Genomic DNA, 19,989 nt, shown 5'->3' with positions numbered 1-19,989 from the left:
GGCGTACGCGACCGCAGGCCGCACTTGGCTTGCCATGTCTTCGCCTTATCTGGCGATTAACCAACCCAAACGCCCAACCCGCCGAAACGATCCCGCCGACAACTTCAGGACGATGTGATGCAAGCACCGGCTGCGAAGAAACTCGCCCCGCACAAACTCGCCCCCTGGGCGCGCGGCGCGCTGGGCCTGGCCCTGGTCTTCGCTCCGATGGTGGTTGCGGCGATGGAGAACCCGCACAACGCGCCCCGGGGGCCTTCGCCCGTCATGCAACGCCTGCTGGCCGAGATGGCCGCCAAGCCGCAGAAGCCGGTCCGCAAGGAACTGGTCTGGAGCGGCGCGGACATCGACGGCGACGGCTCCCCCGACTTCGCCAACCCGACCGGCGGCGTCCCGCGCGGCCATGACGACTTCGGCGACGGCCAGTTCGGCGCCCGCCGCGACGGCGGGGCGCGCGAGCACGAGGGGGTCGACTACGTGGCCACGGCTGGCCAGGATGTGAAGGCCCCGATCTCCGGCTACATCACCAAGATCGGCTACGCCTACGCTGGCGACAGCGGCCTGACCTTCGTCGAGATCACCAATCCGGCCCTCGGCTACGTCGCCCGCGCCTTCTACGTGAAGCCCGGCGTCAAGGTCGGCCAGACCGTGCGCCTGGGCCAGACGATCGGCGTCGACCAGAGCCTGCAGGGCCACTATCCCGGCATCACCGACCACGTCCACCTGGAGGTGATGCAGCCCGGTGGCGAACGCATCAACGCAGCCGAGTTGATCACGCGCAAACTGGTGGTTCAGGCTTAAGGCAAGCGGTCGTCGTCATCGAGCTCGGCGCCGCCGGGCCGCGACATGATCTGGTCGAAGGCGGCGAAATCAGCCTTCGATCGCCGCTCGGCGAAGAAAGCCGCGGTGTTCATGACCGCCAACTTCTCCGCCACGGCCGTCGCCACGAACTGGTTGACACTCGAGCCTTCAGCCTTGGCCCGGCGTTCGACCTCGGCCCGCACCGACGTCGGAAGACGAAGGGGATAGGTGCTTTGGCGCGCCTTCATGCTTTCCCATGTTTGATCGACCGTGAAAAATGTGCTCGCGCGGTAGCGAGCGTCTCGACTTGGGCCAAGTGGATCACGCGGAAGCTGGTCGCTCAAGCCTGACGACGCCCTGGTCTCGTTCGGCGGCTGCAATCCTGATAGGAAGCGGCGAAACGAGGATCACGGCTTGCTTGATTTCGACACGATCTGGAACCAGTTCCACAATGGTCACGCTCCCGTCGCACATCTGATGCGCCATGCCGGAGCCAAGCACTGGGTCCGCTTCCATTCGCTCCCCGAATCCAAACGCTATGCCGAAAACGACGACGAGGTGGCCGTCGTTCTTCAGCGGTCCCGCGCCATGGCCGATCTGGTGCTCGGCGATGCTCCGGCCTGGCTGGTGCAGGGGCGGGCTGAATGGCCGGACATGGACGAGCCGATCATCGAGTTGAGCGATAGCCACGCGACAATCCGTGAATTCGGCCTGCAACCGTCCCCTCATATCTATCCAGAAGGCGACGAGGACGAGCCGGCGTGGCGGCCCTATGCCGCCCGGGTTCAATGGGTCGCGGATCGGTTCACGCCTCTGCTCAGGCGCTGCGCGGATGACCTGGAAGGGCCGACGCTCTGGATCTCGGAAGCGACCGGCGGCGTCTTTGCGCCCTATGACGGCGGCGCCGATCTCTTCCTGCCTACGGCCGATGAGGCCTCTCGGGCCAAAGCACAGTGGCCAGACTGGCTGTCCTCCCACCCGGCCGGGCTTTGACGACGAAAAACCCCGGCGCTGTACGGCGCCGGGGTTCTTTATTCGAGGCGCTTGGGTCGCCCTACCTCTTCCGCGTCACCACCACCGGCTGGCCGCTGTAGGCCACGGTGTCGTCCACGGCGTCGAAATCGACCGGCTTGGCGCCCGAACCGATGAAGCGGACCTTGATCGTCCGGTTCTCGACCATGCCCTTGAAGCTGCCCGACCGGGCGCCGATCGTCAGGCGGCCGGTGGCGTTGTCGTAGCTCATCGGGATCCGGCTCCAGGCGCCGCGGGCGTAGCCGTTGCTGAGGCCGTCGTCCTCGTAGAGCTCGAACTTGCCGTCGGCCCCGGTGTAGACCACCACGGTCAGCGGGGCGTCGGGCTGTTCGCCGACATATTGCTGGACCACCGTGGTCGGCACGATCGAGCCGGCCTTCACGAACAGCGGCATGCGCGACAGCGGCGCGTCGGCCTTGACGGTCTGGCCGCCCTTGAACGCCTTGCCGGTCTCGAAGTCGTACCAGCTGGCCCCGGCCGGCAGGTAGACCAACCGCGAGCGCGCCTTGAACTGCGTCACCGGCGCCACCAGGAACGCCTTGCCGAACAGGTACTCGTCATTGACGTCGCGCGCGGTGGTGTCGGACGGGAAGTCCATCACCAGGCCGCGCATCATGACACCGTCGCGCTGATAGGTGTCGGCCGCCAGGGTGTAGGTGTAGGGCATCAGCCGGTAGCGGAGCTCGTCGTACCAGGCCAGCGCCTTGTAGATGTCGGTGCCCTCGTCGGCGAGGTTGTAGATCTCGCGGTACGGGAATTCGCCGTGGCTGCGGAACAGCGGGCTGAAGGCGCCGAACTGGAACCAGCGCAGGTTCAGTTCCTGCCACTCGGCCCAGTGGGCCGGGTCCTTGTTGGTGTAGCGGTCCTCGACCGAGAAGCCGCCGATGTCGGTGGTCCAGTTGGGCACGCCCGACATCGACAGGTTCACCCCGGCCGAGATCTGGTCCTTCAGGTCGTCCCAGCGCGCGACCACGTCGCCGCTCCACAGGGCCACGCCGTTGCGCTGGATGCCGCCGAAGCCCGAGCGCGACAGGATGAAGCTGCGCTTGTCGGGGTTCAGCGCGCGCTCGCCGTCGAACACGCCCTGGGTGTGGATCAGCGGATAGGAGTTGTAGAACTCCGCGCCCGGGCCGATCGCCGTCGGACCCATGCGCAGGGTGCGCTCGGGGATGTCGAGGTTGGAGTGCATGTCCGGCTCGTCGCTGTCCATCCACCAGGCGTCGATTCCGAAGCCCTTCAGGCCGTCCTTGACCTGGCGCCAGTAGATGTCGCGCGCCTCCTTCGTATAGGGGTCGTAGAACGAGTTCAGATAGCCCGGTCCCACCCAGTCCAGCGCGCCCTGCTCGATGTTGCGCTTGTACATGAAGCCCTTGGCGTCCAACTCCTTGAAGTGGTCCGTGGTCGGATAGAACTTCGGCCAGATCGAGATCATGATGTGGCCGTTCATCCCGTGGATGTCGTCGACCATCTTCTTGGGGTCGGCGAAGCGGGTCTCGTCGAACTTGTGGCTGCCCCAGGCGTCGTCCTTCCAGTAGCGCCAGTCCATGACCACGTTGTCGATCGGCAGCTTGCGGTCGCGGTATTCTTTGAGCACCCCGACGATCTGGTCCTGGGTCTCGTAGCGCTGGCGGCTCTGCCAGAAGCCGTAGGCCCAGCGCGGCAGGGCCACGGCCTTGCCGGTCAGCTGGCGATAGCCGCCGACCACCTGGTCCAGGTCGTCGCCCGCCACGAAATAGTAGTCGACCGCATGGGCGACGTCCGAGGTCATGGTCAGCGACTTCTGGTCGGCCGCCGGGATCGGGTTGTTGTGCAGCAGACCGATATAGCCCTCGTTGGGATCCCACTCGACGCGGATCTTGTGACGGGTCCCGGCCTTCATCGGGGCGGTGAAGTTGTGGAACCACGGGTTCCAGTTCTGCCGCCAGCGATCGATCGTCAGCTTGCCGTCGACATAGACCTTGGCGTAGCTGGACGAATAGAGCTTGAACTTCTGGACGCCGCTGACCGAGGGCTCGACCGAGCCTTCCCAGACCACGGTGGCGCCCTTGACCGGCTTCTTGTCGGGACCGGTCAGCTCGGCCGGCCAGTTGGGCTGGTCCTTCAGGAAGCGGTAGTCGATGTCCTTCTCGGTCCGGGTCAGCTTCAGCGCCCCGTTGACGTAGTACTTGGCCGTGAAGCCGCCCGCCTTGCCGGCCGCGTCGAAGATCTTCAGGTCGCGCGAGGCCACGTCATAAGGCGTCGGGTCGCCGAACCGGGTGATGCCGTTGTTTTCCCACAGCAGGCCGTAGTTGCGGGTGGACAGCACAAACGGCACGGCGATGTCGCGGTTGTACTGGGCCAGTTCGACGTCCTGGCCATTGTAGTTCATCTGGCCGTTCTGGTGCTGGCCCAGGCCGTAGAAGGCCTCGTCCGTGCCCGGATTGAACTGCTGGCTGACGCTGTAGAAGGTCTTGCCGTCGATGGTCTCGGTCTTGAACGGACGCCGGCCGTTCTCGGCCAGGACCAGCTTGCCGGCCGCGTCGCGGAAGCTGACCTTGCCGTCGGCCAGCGAGACCTCGGCCGAGGCCTTGCCAGCCTTGACCACCACCTTGCCGCCCGCCTCCGTCACCGTGAAGGCGCCGCCCGGCTTGGCCGTCACCATCAGGCTGGGCGGGGTGTCGAGGCTGTCGGTCGGCGTCGCCGTGACGTGGAGGATGCGCTCGCCCATCACCTGCAGCCGCACCTTCTTGGCGGGCCCCGAGGCGGGGGTGACGACCACCCCGTCGGCGGTCTTCTCGAAGGCGCCGTCCAGCGCCAAGGCGCTGGTCGAGGCCAAGAGGGTGAGCGTTAGGCCGGCGAGAAGGGCCTTGGGCAGCATGCGCATCGTTCTTCCCCTAGGATCTTTGATTTTTATCGCCGCCGATCCGGGTGGATCCCGGGATCGGCGTTTGAGTGACGGAGGTTTAGTAGGTGGCCAGCTTGACCTTCAGCACCTGCGGCAGGGTGGTCAGGTTCAGGCCGTAGTCGCTCTGGTCGCCGTTCCACACGCGGTCGAACACCCACTGGCCGTTCTCGAAGTGGCCTTCCTCGACGCGGGCCAGCATGAAGCGCTCGTCCTTGGCCGAGCCGAAGGTGACGCGGGCGCGATAGCCGGTGACCAGGAACTCGTTGGCCGAAAGGCGGGCGATCAGGGCGCCGCCGTCCGGGATCTCGCGGTTCGGCTGCTTCTCGGCCTTGGACATCCAGGGGGCCTCGATCGAGCCGAACTGCCATTCGCCGTACGAGACCGTGGCGGTCCAGCGGTCGCCCAGCTTCAGGGTCTCGGCCTTGCGGTCGTCGGCCTCGCCCACGCCCCAGACGTCGCTGGTGAACGACAGCCTGGCCCACTCGCGGGCCATGGGGGCCAGCAAACGGTAGTGGACGCCGAAGTTCTCCAGCGTCTCGGCGTCCACCTGCTTGGCGCCGAGCGGGTAGTTGGAATAGCCGGTGTAGTCGAGGCCGAACGGCGAGAAGCCGATCCCGTGGCGGCCCAGCACGTCGTAGACATAGCGGGCATAGGCCTTGTCGCTGCCGATTTCGGGCACGAACAGGGCGTTGTCGGGACGGCCGTACTGCTCCAGCGTCTTCCGGACGCTGGAGCTCTCGCGCATGTAGATGTCGGGCGCCAGCGCGTCGATCGACGGCGCGGCGGTCTTCCAGACCTCCAGCACGTTCCAGGTCGGCCCGCCCGACGAATAGGTGAACGGGTCCTGGTACTTGAAGGGGTCGCGCAGGGCGGCGTTGACGTACATCGGCAGCGGCAGCTCGCGCTTGCCGGCCGCGGCGACCTCGTCGACGAACCGGCCGATCGACCAGGCGTGGAAGAACTCGTCGGCGTCCTTGCCGAACACCGCCTGCCAGGTCCCCGGCGATTTCTTCATCGCCTTGACCAGCGGCGCTGGAACCGGGCCGTCGAACAGCTTCTGGGCCGTGGGCGAGAAGTCGCGGATGGCGCTGTAGGTTCCAACCTCGTTCTCGGGCTGGACCATGATCACCGTGTGGTCGGGATCGGCCGCCTTCAGGTGGCGCATCAGGGCGACGAAGGCCTTTTTGTCGGCCTCCAGCGTGGCGGGGAAGTGCGGCGACAGCGAGTTCTTGACCTCGCCCTTGGCGTTGATCACCCGCGGGAAGCGCTTGTTGTCCAGCTTGACCCATTCGGGGGCGTACTGCGGGCCGTTGTTCTTCCACGTGCCGAACCACAGCAGCACCAGCTTCACGTCGTTGTCGCGGGCCTGCTTGAGCAGCACGTCGACATAGGAGAAGTCGAACTTGCCCTCGGCCGGCTCGATCTGCTCCCAGGCGACCGGGATCTCCAGGGTGTTGGCGTGCAGCGCCTTCACGGCCGGCCACACCTTGGGCAGCTGCGAGGGATAGTTGGCGGCGTTGTTGGCCTGGACGCCCAGCATCAGGAACGGCGCGCCGTCGACCATCAGGGCGTGACGGCCGTCCTTTTCGATCAGCCTGGGAACGGGGGCGTCGGCGGCCAGGGCCGGCCCCGAGCCGAGGACGGCCACCGCGCACGAGGCGATCAGCGCGCAGGCAGCGGCGCGGACGGAAGTCTTCACGCCGTCGCCGGCCATCCTGTCGTGGAACCGCAAACCGTCCCCTCCCCTCGCTGGCCGCCTGTCTCGCAAAACTCGCCGCGACGGCTTCGTTACCGCTAACATATAAATAGGACAATTAGACGAGGCAACCGGCTTTGCAAACCGTTTCACCCTTGTCTGGAAAGGCGGAAGGCTCTCCGCCAGGATGAACACGAAAACGCCCCGTCCGGGCAAAAAAATCCGCGCATCGCCCGCAGGGGAACGATGCGCGGGGGAGAATCCGCACGGATTCGGGGAGATATGATCCCGTGCTTGTGGCGTTCGGAGACGGGAGATCGCCACGCGACCTCGCCCTCACCCAAGCTTATATACTCCGACAAATAAGCTGGCAAGCGATCTGCTCCCCCTAACATCAGCCCAGCGGTTCGGCGCGGCAGTTGCGGGCGATGAACTCGTCATGGGTCGGCAGGCCCTGGCAAATCTGGGCGATGGTCTGGCGGATCCCGCCTAGTCGGCGCTCGATGTCGGCCAAGGGCGGCACGTCCGCCATCCGATCGTGGTGGCGGGGCTCGATCCCCTGCCCCATGAACACCGCCAGCCAGCTGGGCTCGACGAACAGCTGGTCGTCGAAGCGGGCGATCCGGCCGCGGGCCCGGAACAGCTCGATCTTGTGCGCCAGGCTGTCGGGGATCGCCATGTCCTTGCAGTAGCGCCACAGCTCGGAATCGTCCCGCTCGGTGGCCTTGTAGTGCAGGATGATGAAGTCGCGGATCTGCTCGTATTCGATCTTCGACAGGCGATTGTATTCCTCGATCGTGGCCTCGTCCGGACGGTCGCCCACCGGCAACAGGGACAGCAGGCGGAAGACCCCGGTCTGGATCAGGTGGATGCTGGTCGATTCCAGCGGCTCCATGAAGCCGCTGGCCAGGCCCAGGGCCACGACGTTCTTGTTCCAGGCCTTCTTGCGGCGGCCGGTGGTGAAACGCAGCAGCCGCGGCTCGGCGCGCGGCGCGCCGTCCAGATTGGCCATCAGGGTGGCGGCGGCCTCGTCGTCGCTGATGAACGGACTGGAATAGACATAGCCGTTGCCGATCCGGTGCTGCAGCGGAATGCGCCACTGCCAGCCGGCCTTGCGGGCGGTCGAACGGGTATAGGGCGTCGTCGGCGAGACGCTGTCGCAGGGCACAGCCAGGGCCCGGTCGCAAGGCAGCCAGTGGGTCCAGTCCTCGTAGCCGGTCTTCAGGGTCTGCTCGATCAGCAGGCCGCGGAAACCCGAGCAGTCGATGAAGAAGTCGCCCTCGACCGTCTTGCCGCCCTCCAGCTCCACGGCCGTGATGAAGCCGTCGGCGGGACGCTGCTTGACCTCGACGATCTTGCCCTCGATGCGCCGGACCCCGCGCTTCTCGGCGTAGTCGCGCAGGTAGCGGGCGTAGAGACCAGCGTCGAAATGATAGGCGTAGCTCAGCTGGGGCAGCTCCGGCGGCAGATCGCGGGGCGGGATGACGAACTTGCCCATGCGCGCCGCGACCGTCGCCAGCGAATAGTCGTCGATCGCGCTGGTGTCGCCGTGCTGGCGCAGTCGCATCCAGTAGTGGTGGAACGACACCGCCTCGATGGTCTGCCCGTGCGGTCCGAACGGGTGGAAATAGGTATGGCCCTGCCGGGTCCAGTCGCGGAACTCGATCCCCAGCTTGAAGGTCGCCTGGGTCTTCTTGACGAAGTCGATCTCGTCGATGCCCAGCAGGCTGTTGAGGAACTGCATCGGCGGGATGGTGGCCTCACCGACCCCGACCGTGCCGATCTCGTCGGACTCGACCACGCAGATCTCGCCGATCTGGCCTTTCATGGCATGGGCGAGCGTCGCCGCCGCGATCCAGCCGGCGGTTCCGCCGCCGACGACGACGAACTTCTTGGGCGCTTTATCGGTCATGTCGCGGAATATCCGTCAGGCGTCGCAACGGGCAGGCTAGACGCCTTCGCCTCGCGCGCGGAATAAAAAAGCCCCCGCCCCTTCCCGGCGGAGCCGGGACGAGGCGGGGGCCTGTTCAGGAGCTCGCCGAAGCGATCCTAGAAGGTGCCGCGGAGCACGACCGAGTAGCGACGATCCGCCGTGACCCAGTTGTGGCCGGTCAGGCCCTCTTCGGGCCGGCCGGGATAGCTGACCAGGATCTTGGTCTTGGCGTTGGCCAGGTTCGCCGCCTGGAAGCCGATCTTCAGGGCGTCGTTGACGGTGTAGAACACCGAGCCGTCCAGCTGACCGTAGTCGTCGTACCAGGCCGGGATGTTGATGTTGGCGGCCGTGGTGGTCAGCAGGTAGCGCTCGCGCCAGTTATAGGCCAGGCGCGCCGAGACCTTGCCCAGGTCATAGAGCGCCGCGACGTTATAGCTGGTCCTCGACATGCCCTCGAGCGGCAGGTCCTTGACCTGCGCGTTGATGATCTGAGTGTTGTCGTAGGGGTTGGCCGAAGCGTTACGGGTGCCCTTGCTGTCGATATAGGTGAAGTTGGCCTGCACGCCGAAACCACGCAGCGCGCCGGGCAGGAAGTCGTAATACTGCTGATAGGCGACTTCGAAGCCCTTAACCTTGCCGTGACCGGCGTTGTACGGCTTGGTCACCTGGACGGTGCGGGTCACGCCGTTGTTGGTGAAGTCGATGTTGGTCGCGACGTTGTCGATGAAGTTGTAGACGTCCTTGTAGAACGCCGTCGCCGTCACGCTGCCGGTCGCGTTGAAATACCACTCGTACGACAGGTCGTACTGGGTCGAGCGGATCGGCTTCAGGTCCGGGGAGCCGGCGTTGGCCTTGTATTGATAAACGCAGTTGGCGTTGGCGTCGGTGGGGATGCTGGTCGTGCAGACCCCGCCGTTGATGAAGCCGTTGGTGGCGGCGATCGAGTAGTTCGGCGCCAACTGCTGGAAGTCAGGACGGACGATGGATTTGGCCGTCGCGAAGCGGATGAACATCTCCGGGCTGAGCTTCAGACGCACGTTCAGGCTGGGCAGGAGGCTCACATAGTCGCGGCCGCCCCTGTTGGGGCTGGAGGCCCCGTTCCCGAACGCCTGGTCGGCGGCCGGCAAGTTGACGCTGCTGCTGCCGTTGTTCACCGGGAAGGTCAGGGTGCCCTGGCCCTTGCCCTCGGTCTTGACGACACGCAGGCCGATGTTGCCGTCGATCTCGCGCTGGTCGCCCCACAGCGACACGTCGTGGCCGAACCGCAGCAGGCCGTAGGCCGCCAGGGTCTCTTCCTTCTGATGGTTGATGCTGCCCCTGCCGCCGGCCGGGGTTTGCTCGTCGAAGACGCCGTTGAACGCACGCCAGCCGCCGCCGTTCGCTCGCGAGATTCGGTCGAGCACCTGCGAGGTGTCGCCGTAATTGTTCACGAAGGCCGCGGTCGGCATCACGAACGGCGCGGGCAGCTTGGTCTTGCCGCGGAAGTAGTTGTCGAACGGGAAGAGCTCGTAATAGCCCTGGTACCCTTCGAGTTGATCGATGGTTTTCGACCCCGTCCAGCTCGGCGCCACCGTGTCCCAACGATAGGTGGTCTCGCGGGTGGTCGCTTGACGATACTGGTGACGGACGCCGAAGCGGAACGACTTCAGCCAGCTGCCTTCGTCGAAGCTGTACTCGCCGTCGAAGCGCTCGGCCCACTCGGCGGCGTCGTTGCGGTCGTGGTGATCCATCGCCGCTTGCAGGTAGTAGTTGGCCGGATTGGCCAGATAGGCCGCATCGTTGTTGACCGTGATCTGGGGCAGGTCGCCGGTCAGGTCCAGGGTGGCGGGCCGGGTCGCGCCGTTCAGCGCGTTGAACGCGGTGTTATCGACCGTCTTGGTCTTGGCGTAGATGTACTGGACGTCGGCGGTGAACGACCACTTGTCGTTGGGATTGTACTTCAGGTTCAGCGAGTAGTCCGAGGTCACCGAGCTGCGATCGGCGAAGCGGGTGTCGATCAGCGACGAGCCAAGTTCCGTGCCGTTGGGCGCGTTGGCCATCGTGCCTTTGATGAAGTGGCCGGCATCATCGTAGGTGAAGCTGGTCCCGGCCATCGGGCCATTGCCCGATCCAGGATTGAAGCCGTTGGCGCGTTCGGTCGATGCCTGCGAGGCCGACGAGCGCAGGAAGTGCAGGGTGCCTTCCCACTGCTCGTTCGGGCGCCATTGCAGGACGGCGTCGATGCCCTTGCGCTCGCGTTCGAAGTCCAGGGTGCGGTAGCCGTAGCCGCCGGGGACGTACACCGTCTTGCCGGGAACCAGGTCGGTGCGGACGTTGTAGGGGTCGACCGACATGGTGTCGGTGCGGCTGGAGAGCTTGGAGTCGGACAGGTCGACCAGGAAGCCCACCTCGCCGATATTGGTGTCCCAGCGGTTGCTGTAGAGGATCGAGCCGCTCGGCTCCCATTTGCGGGCCAGGTCGCCCCAGCTGGAATCGAGCGAATAGGCCAGGATGCGCTTCTTGGAATCGAACGGCATGCGCGTGCGCAGGTTGACCGTGCCGCCAACGCCGCCTTCGATGATGTCGGCCGCCGGGTTCTTGTAGACGTCGACGCCGGCCATCAGCTCGGGCGGCACGTCTTCGAAGCTCAGGACGCGGCCGGCCTTGGCCGAGAAGCTGTCGCGGCCGTTCAGTTCGCCGCGGACCCAGCTGAGGCCGCGAACCTGCACGCCACTGCCTTCGACCGAAATACGGTCGGCGTCGCGGGGATCCGCGGTGCGGCCGATCGTGACGCCCGAGATGCGTTGCAGGGCTTCGGTGACGCTGCGGTCGGGCAGGGCGCCGATGTCGGTCGAGGTGATCGAATCGACCATCTGCTCGGCGTTCTGCTTCAGCTTTTGCGCGGACTGGATGGCGGCGCGTTGGCCGGTGACCACGATTTCTTCGACCGTGTCCACGGGTTGGGCCGGAGCCGTCTGAGCGGAAGCGACGGCGGGCAGAGCGGCGCAGATGACGAGCGCTGACGCGCCCAAGAACATGGTTTTGCGACGAGAATGATGATGAGGCGACATTGTGGTTTCCTTCCCCGAGGTGAGATCCGTCCCGACGCTCTTCAAAGGCGTCGGTGACGTGCGCCGCGCACGGCGGTCACACGATCTGACCGGGACCTTTAGTCATATAATTCCGACTTACAAGTCGAAATTGATAGCGCTATCATTTCGGCGTGGAGGGCGACTTTTGCGCCACAGGTTTTGCAGCAAACCCGCGTCACGTCAGGAGAATCACAGCCTCAGGTCGTTTGCGCAATGCGTCACGGCGCCCCAGGTGTTTGCGACCACCAGTATAATACTATAAATGCGCTAAATGGGTTTTTGAGCGGCTTCGACCGCGGCGTTAGGGCTGGTTATGAGTCAGGGAAACGGGGGCGGCAGGTTCCGCAGCGGTCACAGCTACGGAAAGCTGGATCGCGACGGGTTCATCCATCGTAGCTGGATGAAGAGCCAGGGCCTTCCCGACGACGTGTTCGACGGCCGGCCGGTGATCGGCATCTGCAACACCTGGTCTGAGATCACCCCCTGCAACGCGGGCCTGCGCGACATCGCCGAGCACGTGAAGCGCGGCGTCTGGGAGGCCGGCGGCCTGCCGCTGGAATTCCCGGCCATCTCGCTGGGCGAGACCCAGATGCGGCCGACGGCCATGCTGTTCCGCAACCTGCTGGCCATGGACGTCGAGGAGTCGATCCGCGGCAACCCGATCGACGGCGTCGTGCTGCTGGGCGGCTGCGACAAGACCACGCCCGGCCAGATGATGGGCGCGGCCAGCGTCGACCTGCCCACCATCGTCGTCTCGTCCGGCCCGATGCTGAACGGCAAGTTCCGCGGCAAGGACATCGGCTCGGGCACCGACGTATGGAAGTTCTCCGAGGCCGTGCGGGCCGGCGAGATGACCCTGCCGGAGTTCATGTCGGCCGAAAGCGGCATGAGCCGCTCGCCCGGCACCTGCATGACCATGGGCACCGCCTCGACCATGGCCGCGATCGTCGAGGCCATGGGCATGAGCCTGCCCTACAACGCCTCCATTCCCGCCGTGGACGCCCGCCGCGCCGCCATGGCCCACCAGACCGGCCGCACCATCGTGCGCATGGTGCATGACGGCCTGACCATGTCGCAGGTGGCCACCCGCGCCGCCTTCGAGAACGCCCTGCGCGTCCACGCGGCGATCGGCGGCTCGACCAACGCCGTGGTCCACCTGCTGGCCCTGGCCGGCCGGCTGGGCGTCGAGCTGAGCCTGGAGGACTTCGACCTCCTGTCGCGCGACGTACCGCTGCTGGTCGACCTGCAGCCCTCGGGCCGCTTCCTGATGGAAGACCTGCACTACGCCGGCGGCCTGCCGGCGGTGATGAAGCAGATGGCCCCGTTCCTGAACCCCGAGGCCCCCACCGTCTCGGGCGTGCGGATCGGCGAGCAGTACGAGAAGGCCGAGGTGTTCAACGCCGAGGTCATCCGCAGCGTCGAGGCGCCGGTGAAGCCCGACAGCGGCATCTGGGTGCTGCGCGGCAACCTGGCCCCCGGCGGTGCGGTGATGAAGCCCAGCGCCGCCAGCCCCGAGCTGTGCAGCCACCGGGGCAAGGCCGTGGTGTTCGAGACCATCGAGGACTTCCGCGCCCGCATCGACGATCCCGACCTGGATGTCGACGCCAGCTCGATCCTGGTGCTCAAGGGCTGCGGTCCCAAGGGCTATCCCGGCATGCCGGAAGTGGGCAACATGCCGCTTCCGACCAAGCTGCTGGAAAAGGGCGTCAAGGACATGGTCCGCATCAGCGACGCCCGAATGAGCGGCACGGCCTTCGGCACGGTCATCCTGCATGTCTCGCCCGAATCCGACGCCGGCGGCCCGCTGGCCGTGGTCCAGAACGGCGACGAGATCGAACTGGACGGTCCGACCCGGTCGCTGAACCTGCTGATCTCCGACGAGGAACTGGCCGCCCGCCTGGCCGCCTGGCGGGCAAATCCGCCAGCGCCCAAGGCCACCCGCGGCTACGCCAAGCTCTACATCGACCACGTGCTGGGCGCCGACAAGGGCGCGGACCTGGACTTCCTGGTCGGCGCCAGCGGCTCGGTCGTCACCCGCGAGTCGCACTAGATGAACCCCATGGACAACTCCGTCACGATCTTCGGCGACTGGGGCACCTCGCGCCTGCGGCTCTACCTGCGCCAGGGCAAGAGCGTGCTGGACCGCCGCGACGGGCCGGGCATCGGCGCGCTCGAGGCCTCGCCGCGCGAGACCTTCCTGAACCTGGTCGGCGACTGGCGCGAGGCCAAGCCCTTCCTGGCCCTGCTGTGCGGCATGGTCGGGTCGCGCAACGGCTGGGCCGAGGCGGCCTACGCCCCCTGCCCCGCCAACGCCGCCGACATTCGCGAGCGGTTGCTGCATCTCGACGCCGACGGCCTGCCGGTCGCCATCGTCCCGGGCCTGTCCTGCCGCAACGCCCTGGGCGGACCGGACGTGATGCGCGGCGAGGAGACCCAGATCCTGGGCGCCCTGGCCCTGAACCCCGACCTGGCCAGGGGCCGCCATCTGCTGGCCCTGCCCGGCACCCACACCAAGTGGGTGGTGGTCGAGGACGGGGCGATCGCCAGCTTCCTGACCGCCCCGGTCGGCGAGCTCTACGCCCTGTTGCGCGAGCACTCGATCCTGGCCAAGGCCGCGCCCGGCGACGGGCCGGAATCGCCCGAGGGCTTCGCCCGCGGCGTCGCCCGGATCGTCGAACAGGGCCCGGCGCGCCTGCCGCACCTGATCTTCGAGACCCGCAGCCGGCAACTGCTGGACGGCCTGCCCAAGGACGAGGCCATGGGCTTCCTGTCGGGCCTGCTGATCGGAAGCGATGTCGCGGCCACCGCCAGTTGGTTCGGCGACCTGGGTTCGGTGTCGCTGATCGGAGCCCCGGCCCTCGGCGCTCTCTACGCCCAGGCCATCGCCGCCAATGGCGGTTCCAGCGTGGCCGTCGACGGCGACGCCGCCGTCCTGGCCGGACTCACGACCTTGTCGTCGCCCCAAAACAGTGGAGTTCACGTCCTTGCCTAACACCACCCCCAAGGCGACTCCGCCGATCGTCGCGATCCTGCGCGGCGTCAAGCACGACGAGATCCTCGACATCGCCGCGGCCCTGGTCGAGGCCGGGATCGAGGCCATCGAGGTGCCGCTGAACTCGCCCGACCCGCTGACGACTATCGGCAAGCTGTGCGCCGCGTTCGGCGACCAGGTGCTCTGCGGCGCGGGTACGGTCCTGTCGCCGGAAGCGGTCGACCAGGTGGCCGGCGTCGGCGGCAAGCTGATCGTCACCCCCAACACCGACGCCGCGGTGATCAGCCACGCCGTGGGCCTGGGCCTGACCGTCATGCCCGGCTTCGCCACGCCCAGCGAGGCCTTCGTCGCCGTCAAGGCCGGGGCCAAGGCGCTGAAGCTCTATCCGGCCGGCACCTACGGCTTTGGGCACATCAAGGCCGTACGCGACGTGCTGCCCAAGGACATCGCGGTCTACGCCGTCGGCGGCGTGGGTGCTGCCAATCTGAAGCCGTGGATCGAGGCCGGCGTCGCCGGCATCGGCGTCGGCGGCGAGCTCTACCGCCCGGGCTACACGGCCGAGGAGGTTGGCCAGCGGGCCAGGACCCTGGTCGCCGCCTGGGCGGAACAGACCGCGCGCTAGCGATCGTACTGCAACGACAAAGAAGCCGGCCCTAAAGGGGGGACCCCAGTGAGAACCATCGATTTCGTCATCCTGGCGATCTACGCCGTCGCCATCTTCGGCCTGGCCCAGTGGGTCAGCCGCGACAAGGGTGGACACAGGAAGGACTCCACCGACTACTTCCTGGCCGGCAAGGCCCTGCCCTGGTGGGCGATCGGCGCCTCGCTGATCGCCGCCAACATTTCGGCCGAGCAGATCATCGGCATGAGCGGCTCGGGCTACGCCCTGGGCCTGGCCATCGCCTCCTACGAGTGGATGGCGGCCCTGACCCTGCTGATCGTCGGCAAGTTCTTCCTGCCGATCTTCCTGAAGAACAACATCTCGACCATGCCGCAGTTCCTGGAACAGCGGTACGGCCCCAGCGTGCGCAACGTGATGGCCCTGTTCTGGCTGGTCCTCTACGTGTTCGTGAACCTGACCTCGATCCTGTGGCTGGGCTCGATCGCCATCCACACCGTGGCCGGCATCGACCAGATGCAGGCCCTGGTGATCATCGGCGTCTTCGCCCTGGCCTACCAGCTGTGGGGCGGACTGAAGGCCGTGGCCCTGACCGACATCGTCCAGGTGGCCCTGTTGATCACCGGCGGCCTGATCATCGTCTTCCTGTCGCTGAGCAAGATCGGCCACGGCGACCTGCTGGCCGGCTTCAACCAGCTGACCACCCAGTTCCCCGAGAAGTTCGACATGATCCTGTCGCGCGACAATCCGCACTACAAGGACCTGCCGGGCCTTTCCGTGCTGTTCGGCGGCCTGTGGGTGATGAACGTCTCGTACTGGGGCTTCAACCAGTACATCATCCAGCGCGCCCTGGGCGCAAAGGACATCGCCGAGGCCCAGAAGGGCATCGCCCTGGCCGCCTATCTGAAGCTGCTGATGCCGGTGATCGTCGTGCTGCCGGGCATCGCCGCCCTGGTGCTCGTGCCCGGTCTGGCCAAGCCCGACCAGGCCTATCCGGAGATGATGAAGCTGCTGCCGCCCGGCGTGCTGGGCCTGGTGTTCGCCGCGCTGGTCGCCGCGATCGTCGCGTCACTGGCCGCCAAGATCAACTCGATCGCCACCATCTTCACCCTGGACGTCTACGCCAAGGTCCGGAAGGGCTCCTCGGAGCGCCACCTGGTCACGGTGGGCCGCATCACCGCCGTCGTCGCGGTGATCGTCGGCATCCTCATGGCCAAGCCGCTGCTGGGCAAGGCCGAGCAGGCCTTCCAGTTCATCCAGGACTTCACCGGCTTCTTCACCCCCGGCATCGTGGTGATCTTCATCCTGGGCCTGTTCTGGAAGCGGGCCACCACCGCCTCGGCCCTGGTCGCGGCGATCGGCGGCGCGGCCCTGTCGGGCGCCTTCTTCGTCGCCGACAAGGCCGGGGTGTTCGTGATCCCGTTCATGAACCGCGTGGGCCTGGTGTTCCTGCTGACCCTGGCCGCGGCGATCATCGTCTCGCTGGTCGCGCCGCAGAAGAAAGAGGTCAACGTCGTCACCCTGGAGGGGGTCAGCTACAAGACCACCACCGGCTTCAACATCGCCGGCCTGGGCGTGATCTTGATCCTGATCGCCCTCTACGCCACCTGGTGGTGAGGACCGGCACGATGTTCGCGCCGACGACCGCCCAGACCTGAGCTCGAAGGCCTCGTCACGGTTGTCGTGGCGGGGCTCTCGTCTTTGACATGATTGTTCCGGGCGTGGACGAAGCACGCTACACAAGGTCTGACCTATTTCGACGACGACCAACTAGAGAAGCGTTTTGGGGGCGACAACTTGGTGATCCGCACGCAGCCAGGCCTCAGTCTGACCTATGGGCTCGTCGAGTCCCTGGGTCAGGCCATCGTCACAGGGGAATACGCCCAGGTCGGGTTTCCGACCGAGGGCGAGCTGTCCAAGCAGTTCGGGGCCAGCCGCACGGTGACGCGCGAGGCGGTCAAGATGCTGACCGCCAAGGGCCTGCTCAGCGCCCGTCCCCGCCACGGCACGGTGGTCGAGCCCGAGACCGAGTGGAACCTGCTGGACCCCGACGTCCTGCGCTGGATGTTGGAGCGCAAGTTCTCCCTGCGCCTGCTGGCCGAATTCACCGAGATGCGGCTGGGCATCGAGCCCGCCGCCGCCGCCCTGGCCGCCCGCAACGCAGACGAGTCCGGGCTGAACGGCATCCGCAAGGCGCTGGATCGGATGAAGGTCGCGGCCGAAGGCGAGGACGACCCGCTGACGGCCGACATCGCCTTTCACGTGGCGATCCTCAACGCCACCAAGAACCCGTTCTATCGCGACCTGCACGAGCTGGTGAACACAGCCCTGCGGATCTCGATCCGCTTCACCAACCGCATCAAGGGCCGCACCGCCTCGATCCCGTCGCACGAGGACGTGGCGAACGCCATCTTCGCCCGCAACGCCGAGGCGGCGCAGAAGGCCATGCAGGTGATCCTGGTCGACGTGCTGGAGCTGATCCGCGCCGCCTCGCCCAGCACCGAGTCCGAAGCCGCGCGCCGCGACGCCTGACCTGTCGGCCGCGCACGATCGGGCTTGCGCGTGCGTCGCTTCCCGCTAAGGTTTGACAACGTTGTCAAACCAAGGCCCGCAGAGGCTGACCGAGGAAACGCCATGCTCAAAGCCCTCCAGGCCCTGGCCGTCTGCGCCCTGCTCGCCACGCCGGCCGCCGCGCGCGAGATCTCGCCCCAGGACCAGGTCAAGGCCATGGCCCGGGGGATCAACGTCCTCGGCTACGATCCGCTATGGAACGACCCGGCCAAGGCCCGCTTCCAGATGCGGCACTTCAAGGCCATCAAGGACGGCGGCTTCGACGCGGTGCGGCTGAACCTGCACGCCTTCTCGCACATGGACGCCGATAACCGGCTGGACCCGGCCTGGCTGAAGACGCTGGACCAAGTGGTTCAGGCCGCCTTGGCCCAGAAGCTGACCGTTATTCTCGACGAGCACGACTTCGGCCCCTGCGGCGAAGACCCCGCCGCCTGCAAGCCGCGTCTGACCGCCTTCTGGCGGCAGATCGGCGAACACTACAGGACAGCGCCCGACCGGGTGGTGTTCGAGCTGCTCAACGAACCGAACAAGGGCCTGGACGATGCGGTCTGGAACGGCTGGGTCGCCGAGCTGCTGCCGGTGGTCCGGGCCACGAACCCGACCCGCAACGTCGTCGTCGGCCCGGCCTTCTGGAACAATATCGCCCATCTCGACGCCCTGCGGCTGCCGGCCCAGGACCGCCACCTGATCGTCACCGTCCACTACTACCTGCCGATGGAATTCACCCACCAGGGCGCGCCGTGGAATCCCAGCACGCCGAAGACCGGCGTGACGTGGGGAACGCAGGCCGAGCACCAGCGGATGAAGGCCGACTTCGACGGCGTCCAGGCCTGGGCCAAGGCCCACGACCGGCCCATGCTGCTGGGCGAGTTCGGCGCCTACGACAAGGGCGACATGGCCTCGCGCGCTGCCTACACCGCCGCCGCCGCTCGCGAGGCCGAGGCCCGCGGCTGGGCCTGGGCCTACTGGCAGTTCGACAGCGACTTCATCGCTTACGACGTCAAGAACGACGGCTGGGTGGCGCCGATCCACGAGGCGCTGGTTCCGCGGTAGCCCATTCCCTCCGTTGTCATCCCGGCCTCGGGTCGCGCAAGCGACCCGCTAACGGCGGACGGGCGCAGCGCTTGTCCGGGATCCAGGTGAACCGCAAGGCCTTCGCCCAGTCCCCTGGGTCCCGGACAGCCTCTGCGAGGCTTCCGGGATGACAACCTTATGAGCGGTGGAACAGCCCTGGTGACAACGACCGGATTCCGCGCCATTCCCTTTTCCGCCCCGTGCTCTCCCACACAGGAACCTCCCCGTGCAGAAGCCCTACGTCGCCGCCGCCGACCGCTATGACGCCATGCCCTACCGCCGCACCGGCCGCAGCGGGCTGGACCTGCCGGCGATCTCGCTGGGTCTGTGGCAGAACTTCGGGGGCGCGGACGTGTTCGAGACCGGCCGCGCCATCCTGCGCCGCGCCTTCGACCTGGGCGTCACCCACTTCGACCTGGCCAACAACTACGGTCCGCCCTACGGCTCGGCCGAGGAGAACTTCGGCAAGGTGATGGCCAGCGATTTCGCGGCTCATCGCGACGAGCTGGTGATTTCGACCAAGGCCGGCTGGGACATGTGGCCAGGCCCGTATGGCAAGATCGGCGGCTCGCGCAAGTACCTGATCGCCAGCTGCGACCAGAGCCTCAAGCGCATGGGGCTGGACTATGTCGACATCTTCTACTCGCACCGCGTGGACCCCACGACGCCGCTGGAAGAGACCATGGGCGCCCTGGCCCACCTGCACCGCCAGGGCAAGGCGCTGTACGTCGGGATTTCGTCCTATTCGCCGGAGCTGACCCGCCAGGCCGCCGCCATCCTGAAGTCCGAAGGCGTACCGCTGCTGATCCACCAGCCGTCCTATTCCATGCTGAACCGCTGGATCGAGGACGAACTGCTCGACACTCTGGAGGATCTGGGCGTGGGCTGCATCGCCTTTTCGCCCCTGGCCCAGGGCATGCTGACCAACAAGTACCTGGGCGGCGTGCCCCAGGACTCCCGCGCGGCCCGCGAGGGTTCGCTGGGCGGCCACCTGCTCAGCGCCGACAACCTGGCCCGCATCCAGGCGCTGAACGCGATCGCCAAGGCCCGCGGCCAGAGCCTGGCCCAGATGGCCCTGGCCTGGGTGCTGCGCGACCCGCGCGTCACCTCGGCCCTGATCGGCGCGCGCACAGTGGCCCAGCTGGAGGACTCGCTGGCGGCGCTGAACACCCTGGACTTCACGGCCCAAGAGCTGAGCGAGATCGACCGCCACGCGACCGAGGGCGCGATCGACCTGTGGAAGGTCTCGTCCAGCCTGGCGGCCTCGGACCTGCCGCAAGCCTAGCTGCATCTTGCGGTCGAACGCCGTCGTAATACAA

The 19,989-nt window shown here is 66.7% G+C and carries 13 protein-coding genes and 1 pseudogene; 9 read left to right on the top strand and 5 right to left on the bottom strand.

The genetic code is table 11. The annotated features are described in order from the left end of the window. Nucleotides 1-117 precede the first annotated feature (117 nt). Nucleotides 118-798 (top strand): M23 family metallopeptidase, encoded by a 681-nt coding sequence (locus J2X41_RS20725; protein WP_310085250.1) that lies wholly within the window; start codon nt 118-120, stop codon nt 796-798. On the opposite strand, the gene J2X41_RS20720 is transcribed toward J2X41_RS20725, so the two are convergent. Then, on the bottom strand, nt 795-1,142 hold the full coding sequence (locus tag J2X41_RS20720) for a YlcI/YnfO family protein (protein ID WP_310085247.1): 348 nt from the start codon (nt 1,140-1,142) through the stop codon (nt 795-797). The genes J2X41_RS20725 and J2X41_RS20720 overlap by 4 nt on opposite strands. A 70-nt stretch (nt 1,143-1,212) precedes the next feature. On the opposite strand from J2X41_RS20720, the gene J2X41_RS20715 reads away from it, so the two are divergent. After that, entirely contained in the window at nt 1,213-1,791 is a 579-nt protein-coding gene (locus J2X41_RS20715; protein WP_310085244.1) for a hypothetical protein, read from the top strand. Between the two features lie 61 nt (nt 1,792-1,852). On the opposite strand, the pseudogene J2X41_RS20710 reads toward J2X41_RS20715, so the two are convergent. The 4 genes and pseudogenes from J2X41_RS20710 to J2X41_RS20695 all read right to left on the bottom strand — a co-directional run bounded on the left by J2X41_RS20710 (nt 1,853) and on the right by J2X41_RS20695 (nt 11,279). Continuing rightward, nucleotides 1,853-4,872: pseudogene (locus J2X41_RS20710) on the bottom strand (TIM-barrel domain-containing protein). Further along, nucleotides 4,773-6,428: a DUF5597 domain-containing protein gene (locus J2X41_RS20705; RefSeq protein ID WP_404979968.1), complete on the bottom strand. Its 1,656-nt coding sequence runs from the start codon at nt 6,426-6,428 to the stop codon at nt 4,773-4,775. Before J2X41_RS20705 ends, J2X41_RS20710 begins: the two are co-directional and overlap by 100 nt. Nucleotides 6,429-6,804: 376 nt before the next feature. Beyond that, complete coding sequence (locus tag J2X41_RS20700; RefSeq protein WP_310085239.1) at nt 6,805-8,322, bottom strand: tryptophan 7-halogenase; 1,518 nt, start codon at nt 8,320-8,322, stop codon at nt 6,805-6,807. A gap of 137 nt (nt 8,323-8,459) precedes the next feature. Continuing rightward, nucleotides 8,460-11,279: a TonB-dependent receptor gene (locus tag J2X41_RS20695; protein WP_310085236.1), complete on the bottom strand. Its 2,820-nt coding sequence runs from the start codon at nt 11,277-11,279 to the stop codon at nt 8,460-8,462. 448 nt (nt 11,280-11,727) lie between these two features. Here J2X41_RS20695 and J2X41_RS20690 point away from each other — a divergent pair, with 448 nt between their 5' ends. The 7 genes from J2X41_RS20690 to mgrA all read left to right on the top strand — a co-directional run bounded on the left by J2X41_RS20690 (nt 11,728) and on the right by mgrA (nt 19,955). Then, the gene (locus J2X41_RS20690) at nt 11,728-13,464 is read left to right on the top strand and encodes an IlvD/Edd family dehydratase (RefSeq protein ID WP_310085233.1); all 1,737 of its coding nucleotides are present in this window, start codon (nt 11,728-11,730) and stop codon (nt 13,462-13,464) included. 9 nt (nt 13,465-13,473) lie between these two features. Continuing rightward, nucleotides 13,474-14,406 (top strand): 2-dehydro-3-deoxygalactonokinase, encoded by a 933-nt coding sequence (locus tag J2X41_RS20685; protein ID WP_310085230.1) that lies wholly within the window; start codon nt 13,474-13,476, stop codon nt 14,404-14,406. Beyond that, nucleotides 14,399-15,028, top strand: a complete 630-nt coding sequence (locus tag J2X41_RS20680) for a 2-dehydro-3-deoxy-6-phosphogalactonate aldolase (protein WP_310085227.1) — start codon at nt 14,399-14,401, stop codon at nt 15,026-15,028. Before J2X41_RS20685 ends, J2X41_RS20680 begins: the two co-directional genes overlap by 8 nt. A 48-nt stretch (nt 15,029-15,076) precedes the next feature. Continuing rightward, a complete protein-coding gene (locus J2X41_RS20675; protein WP_310085225.1) occupies nt 15,077-16,642 on the top strand; it encodes a sodium/sugar symporter in 1,566 nt (521 codons plus the stop codon). A 186-nt stretch (nt 16,643-16,828) separates the two neighbouring features. Then, nucleotides 16,829-17,557 carry a FadR/GntR family transcriptional regulator gene (locus J2X41_RS20670; RefSeq protein ID WP_310085377.1) on the top strand — a complete coding sequence of 243 codons (729 nt, stop codon included), beginning with the start codon at nt 16,829-16,831 and terminating at the stop codon, nt 17,555-17,557. Between the two features lie 102 nt (nt 17,558-17,659). Beyond that, on the top strand, nt 17,660-18,649 hold the full coding sequence (locus tag J2X41_RS20665) for a glycoside hydrolase family 5 protein (RefSeq protein ID WP_310085222.1): 990 nt from the start codon (nt 17,660-17,662) through the stop codon (nt 18,647-18,649). Between the two features lie 289 nt (nt 18,650-18,938). Next, the gene (gene mgrA / locus J2X41_RS20660; protein ID WP_404979967.1) at nt 18,939-19,955 is read left to right on the top strand and encodes an L-glyceraldehyde 3-phosphate reductase; all 1,017 of its coding nucleotides are present in this window, start codon (nt 18,939-18,941) and stop codon (nt 19,953-19,955) included. Nucleotides 19,956-19,989: the final 34 nt, after the last annotated feature.

Source organism: Caulobacter sp. BE254, assembly GCF_031457295.1.
Lineage (GTDB): Bacteria > Pseudomonadota > Alphaproteobacteria > Caulobacterales > Caulobacteraceae > Caulobacter.
The sequence above is the reverse complement of the archived record's forward strand: the minus strand, read 5'-3'. Positions and strand labels throughout refer to the sequence as shown.

What these genes read in the sequence shown, in the direction of transcription:
- J2X41_RS20725 (WP_310085250.1), top strand. Translation starts at nt 118, where the DNA reads ATGCAAGCACCGGCTGCGAAGAAACTCGCCCCGCACAAACTCGCCCCC.
- J2X41_RS20685 (WP_310085230.1), top strand. Translation starts at nt 13,474, where the DNA reads ATGGACAACTCCGTCACGATCTTCGGCGACTGGGGCACCTCGCGCCTG.
- mgrA (WP_404979967.1), top strand. Translation starts at nt 18,939, where the DNA reads ATGCCCTACCGCCGCACCGGCCGCAGCGGGCTGGACCTGCCGGCGATC.
- J2X41_RS20705 (WP_404979968.1), bottom strand. Translation starts at nt 6,428, where the DNA reads ATGGCCGGCGACGGCGTGAAGACTTCCGTCCGCGCCGCTGCCTGCGCG.
- J2X41_RS20690 (WP_310085233.1), top strand. Translation starts at nt 11,728, where the DNA reads ATGAGTCAGGGAAACGGGGGCGGCAGGTTCCGCAGCGGTCACAGCTAC.
- J2X41_RS20665 (WP_310085222.1), top strand. Translation starts at nt 17,660, where the DNA reads ATGCTCAAAGCCCTCCAGGCCCTGGCCGTCTGCGCCCTGCTCGCCACG.
- J2X41_RS20700 (WP_310085239.1), bottom strand. Translation starts at nt 8,322, where the DNA reads ATGACCGATAAAGCGCCCAAGAAGTTCGTCGTCGTCGGCGGCGGAACC.